The following is a 5,125-nucleotide window of genomic DNA, read 5'->3' on the forward strand; positions in this document are numbered from 1 at the left end:
TCATAAGCCTAGAGCCTGTCCCGTGGAGCGGGTTTTGCGTGATCCACGGGGCAGGCCCGGGCGGGCGGGGCTCCGGGAGGGCGGGCCGGCCCGGTGGGTCAGGGGGCGACGGGGGGCTTCGGCGGCTCGGTGAGTACGGTACGGCGCGGGTTCGCGGTCCGCTGCGGCAGCGCGCGCTGCGGCTCGGCGGTCGGAGCGGCGGCGCTCGCGGCCTCGCTCGCCGTCCCGGCGGCGGCTGCCTGGCCGACCAGCTCGCTCGCGTCCTTGAGGTGCGCGAGCGTGGTGCGCCGCGGGTTCGCGATCATCTGACGGAACATCAGGGGGGTCTTCATCGGTGATCGGGACCTCGGAGCTCGGGGCGCCCGGCGGGGCGCACGGCGGTTGACGGAAGCGTGCCGAAACGATCGGCACCGTGATCGACACGGTGCCGTTTGTGTAAAGCATCAGGCTAATCGCGCCTATGCCCCGGATCACCGCGGCACAGACCTGTGCCGCGGTGATCCGGGTTGTGATTTTGATCACGAGACGGGTCGCACAGCGCCGCATTCCGGACGATTTCCGGGCGAGAGCACGGCGGTACATCAACTTCGAAATCCGGCAAACCACCCATGACATACCAACCCGAGGCACCGCTGGGCGCCGCGCAGCCCGGGCGCCCACGCCCACTACGCCCCCTTTCCACCCTTTCGCGGCTCGACGCTCCGTACTTGGCTCAATGCTCCGAGTGACACATCCCACCAGCTCGGCTACGGGCCTTGTTGCGAGATCCAGCACTGTGCTGGAATTCCCCGGACCGCCGCATCACCTCAGAGCCGGCGCGCAGGGGGCGCGTACGAGCACCGAGCGGCGGCGAAGGGCACCACGGCCTCCTCGCAATCCGGGGCGGTCTGAGCCCCCATGACTCGACACCGTCCTGTCCGCTTGACTGCGGGGGACGCCTGGTCCAGAGGTTGCGACGCTAGTGCAGGGACGTTTCAAGAGGGACAGCGGCGCTGCGGGTGACCCGGAGCAGCAGCCCGGCGGGACCGGCAGCGGTTCGACGCAAGCGGCGGGCGACTCCGGGACCGCCACGCCGGGGACCACTGCGGCCGGCGGGCGGATGAGTGTGTCCAGCGGCATGGAGGCCGGCAGGATCACCGGCCTCGACGGCTCGCCGGGCCCCCGAATAGCCCTGCGCAACTGGCGGATCAGCACCAGGCTCGTCTCCCTGCTCGCCCTCCCGGTGGTCACCGCCTCCGCGCTCGGCGGACTGCGCATCAACAGCTCGCTGGAGAACATCGGCCAGCTCGAGCACATGAAGACGCTGACCGACATCACCGAGCAGGCGACCGGCCTGGCGGCCGCGCTGCAGGAGGAGCGGGACGCCTCGGCGGGCCCGCTCGCCTCCCGCCAGCGGGGCAACGACTCGGTCGCCTCGGCCCGCGAGTTCGCCGACCGCGCGCTCAAGCGCTACCAGACCGCCAGCGACAACATCTCCGTGCGCGACCCGGTCTTCAAGGGCGTGCGCGCCACCCTGCTGTCGATCGGCACCCAGCTCGCCAGCCTCAACGAGATCCGTGACGCGGCGTACTCCGCCGAGACCGGTATCGCGCAGACCGTCTCGCAGTACGACGGCCTGGTGCAGTCGCTGCTGTCGCTCTCCCAGGACATGGCGCAGGCGACCAACAACCCGGAGATGATCCAGAGCACCCGCGCGCTCGCCGCCTTCTCCGCCGCCAAGGAGTACGAGTCGATCCAGCGCGCGGTGATCAGCGCCGCGTTCGCCACGACGGGCAGGCTCAACCCGAACGACTACGAAGCGATCCGGTGGAGCTACGCCTACGAGGACACCCAGCTCACCAAGTTCGAGACGATCTACGGCAGCGCCGACGCCGCGCAACTGCTCAAGCCCATCGAGGGCGGCAACGACACGATCAGCGCGCACGACACCCTGCGCGACCGGATCGCCGCCTCGCAGACAGCGATCACCAAGATCCACAGCTCGTACCTCGACTGGGACGACAACGCCAGGGCCAAGATCCAGGCGATGAACCAGATCGAGCAGTCGCTGCTCAACGAGATGCAGCAGAAGGCCCTCAAGCTCCAGAGCGAAGCCCGGCGGGAGGCGCTGATCTCCGGTGCGGTCATCCTGCTCGTCCTCGGCGTCGCCGTGGTCGGCGCCTTCGTGGTGGCCCGCTCGATGATCCGCTCGCTGCGCCGTCTCCAGGAGACCGCGCAGGACGTCGCCCAGAAGCGGCTGCCCGAGCTGGTCAAGCAGCTCTCCGAGTCCGACCCGCAGGACGTGGACACCTCGGTCGAGTCGATCGGCATCAACAGCCGCGACGAGATCGGCCAGGTCGCCCGCGCCTTCGACGAGGTGCACAGCGAGGCGGTACGGCTGGCGGCCGAGCAGGCGCTGCTGCGAGGGAACGTCAACGCGATGTTCACCAACCTCTCGCGCCGCAGCCAGGGCCTCATCCAGCGCCAGCTCTCGCTCATCTCCGAGCTGGAGTCCCGCGAGGCCGACCCGGACCAGCTCTCCTCGCTGTTCAAGCTGGACCACCTGGCCACCCGTATGCGCCGCAACGGCGAGAACCTGCTGGTCCTCGCCGGTGAGGAGCCGGGCCGCCGGTGGACCCGCCCGGTCCCGCTGGTCGACGTGCTGCGCGCCGCCGCCTCCGAGGTGGAGCAGTACGAGCGGATCGAGCTCACCTCGGTCCCGTCGGCCGAGGTCACCGGCCGTATCGTCAACGACCTCGTCCACCTGCTGGCCGAGCTGCTGGAGAACGCGACCTCGTTCTCCTCGCCGCAGACGAAGGTACGGGTCACCGGTCACTCGCTGCCCGACGGCCGGGTGCTCATCGAGATCCACGACACCGGCATCGGCCTGTCCCCCGAGGACCTGGCCGACATCAACGAACGGCTGGCCAACCCGCCGACGGTGGACGTCTCCGTCTCCCGCCGCATGGGCCTGTTCGTGGTCGGCCGGCTGTCCCTGCGGCACGGCATCCGCATCCAGCTCCGCCCGTCCGACTCGGGCGGTACGACGGCCCTGGTCATGCTGCCGGTCGACGTCACGCAGGGCGGCGCGAACCCCAAGAGCATGAACTCCGGGCGCCCCGCCGGCACCCCCCAGGCCCCGGCCGGCTCCGGTGTCGCCGGCGCCTTCAGCGGCACGCCGCGGGCCGGCGCTGCCCCGCAGCGCGGCCAGGTCGGCGGCGGCGCCCCGCGTCCCGCTCTCGACTCCGGGGCCGGCCGTCCCGGCGGTGCCCCGCCGCAGCCCGGTACGCCGCAACCCGGTACGCCGCACTGGGCTGCGCAGGACGGCCCGCAGGACTTCCCGGACGACCGCGGTCTGATGGACACCCCTCGCGGGCACGAGGACGTCGAGGCGGCGCCCGCCTTCGACGCGTTCGACACGCCCGTGGGCGGCTCGCGCGGCGACTTCGGGCGCACCGACCTCGGGCAGCAGGGCTCCGGCGACCCGTACGGGCAGCAGGGCCGCCCCGGCAGCACGCAGGACCGTCCCGCGCCCGTCGCCCGTCCCGGCGGCTTCCCGCCGCCGCAGCCGCAGAGCACCGGCCCGGCCGGTTTCCGCTCCGACGTCTTCGGCGGCCGTCCCGGGCCCATTCCGCGGCAGAGCGGCCAGGACGCGCAGAACGAGCAGGGCGGCCCCGGCGGCACTCCTCCTGCCTCCGGCGGGGGAACCCCCGGCCGGTTCCCGGTCCCGCCGCTGCCGGCCGCGGCCGACCAGCAGGGCGGCCAGGGCTTCGGCCAGGGCCGCACCCCGCAGGAGATCTACGGCACGGGCCAGTACGCGGTACCGGGCCAGGGCGGCCCCGGCGACACCGCCGAGTTCCCCGCGATCCGCGCCGAGGCTTCCCCTGCCTCCGGCGGGGGGAACCCCACGGGCGAGTTCCGGGCCCCCGAGCCTCCGCAGCCGGGTCAGTTCCCGGGCCGTCCGGGCGGCCTGCCGCAGCGCGGCTCGCACGGCCCGCAGGGCTCCCCCGGCTGGAACCCGGGGACCCCGGGAAGCCAGGACCCGTTCGACACCGGCGCCCAGCCCGTGCCGGGCCGGCCGGACGAGGTTTCCCCGGTCTTCGGCGGGGACGCTCCCGGCCAGTACCCGGTCCCGCGGCGGCAGGACCGGCCCGGCCGGCCGGGCGACAGCGGGCAGTTCCCGGTCCAGTACCCCGACCGGTTCCCGCCCCAGCCGCAGCAGGACACTCCCCCGCCGTTCGGTGAGGGGACGCCCGGCCGGCATCCCGCCGCGCAGCTGCCGGCCCCGCAGCCCGCGGAGCGGCGCCCGGCGCCGCAGCGGCCCGAGCCACAACTGCCGCCGGCCGCCGAGCCGATGGCGCTGCCGCCGGCTCCGACCCGTGGGGACGAGCCGACCCCGATCTTCTCGTCGATGGAATCGGACTGGTTCCGCACCGGCCAGGCCGAGCGGATGCAGCAGATCCACGTCGAGCAGGGCGCGCGAGGCCAGCAGGCCCCGCCGCCGCGCCCGATGGGCCGTACCGCGCCCCCGCAGCGCCCCCGTACCGACCGGCCCGGCTTCGGTGGCCCGCAGCGTCAAAGCGGCGCCGCGCAGCCTGCCGCCCAGGCCACACCCGCGGCACCCGCACCCGCTCCTGCGGCTCCCACCACACCGGTGGCCCAGCCGCTGCCCCGCGAGACGCCGAACTGGCGCACCTCGCCCAACGACGCGCTTCGCCAGCGGGCCGAACAGGTCCGTGAGCCCTCGGCAGGCGGTGTGACCCCCTCGGGCCTGCCGCGCCGTGTGCCGCGGGCCAACCTGGTCCCCGGCGGCGCGGCCCAGCAAGCAGCGCCGCAAGGCGGTCCGCAGGTCTCGCGGGCCCCCGACGACGTGCGCGGACGTCTGACCAACCTCCGCAGGGGTATCCAGCAAGGCCGCCAGGCCGGCGGCAACACCGACGGCCTTGGTTTCGGTCCGAATCACCAGGAGCGCTAGTTGAGTGCGATGAGCCAGGCGGCACAGAATCTGAACTGGTTGATCACCAACTTCGTGGACAACACCCCCGGGGTGTCCCACACGGTGGTGGTCTCCGCCGACGGCCTGCTGCTCGCGATGTCCGACGGATTCCCCCGCGACCGCGCCGACCAGCTCGCGGCCGTCGCCTCC

3 protein-coding genes are annotated in these 5,125 nt (G+C 73.2%); 2 read left to right on the forward strand and 1 reads right to left on the reverse strand.

The annotated features are described in order from the left end of the window. Positions 1–98: 98 nt before the first annotated feature. Positions 99–332 (reverse strand): hypothetical protein, encoded by a 234-nt coding sequence (locus VIW71_RS04090; protein ID WP_331620561.1) that lies wholly within the window; start codon positions 330–332, stop codon positions 99–101. Between the two features lie 629 nt (positions 333–961). Between VIW71_RS04090 and VIW71_RS04095 the strand changes: the two genes are divergently transcribed. After that, a complete protein-coding gene (locus tag VIW71_RS04095) occupies positions 962–4,954 on the forward strand; it encodes a nitrate- and nitrite sensing domain-containing protein (protein WP_331620562.1) in 3,993 nt (1,330 codons plus the stop codon). Beyond that, on the forward strand, positions 4,955–5,125 hold a 171-nt coding region (locus VIW71_RS04100; protein ID WP_331620563.1), incomplete at its 3' end, for a roadblock/LC7 domain-containing protein. It lies immediately after the preceding gene.

It is taken from the genome of Streptomyces sp., from assembly GCF_036524955.1.
Lineage (GTDB): Bacteria > Actinomycetota > Actinomycetes > Streptomycetales > Streptomycetaceae > Actinacidiphila.

What these genes read in the sequence shown, in the direction of transcription:
- VIW71_RS04090 (WP_331620561.1), bottom strand. Translation starts at nt 332, where the DNA reads ATGAAGACCCCCCTGATGTTCCGTCAGATGATCGCGAACCCGCGGCGC.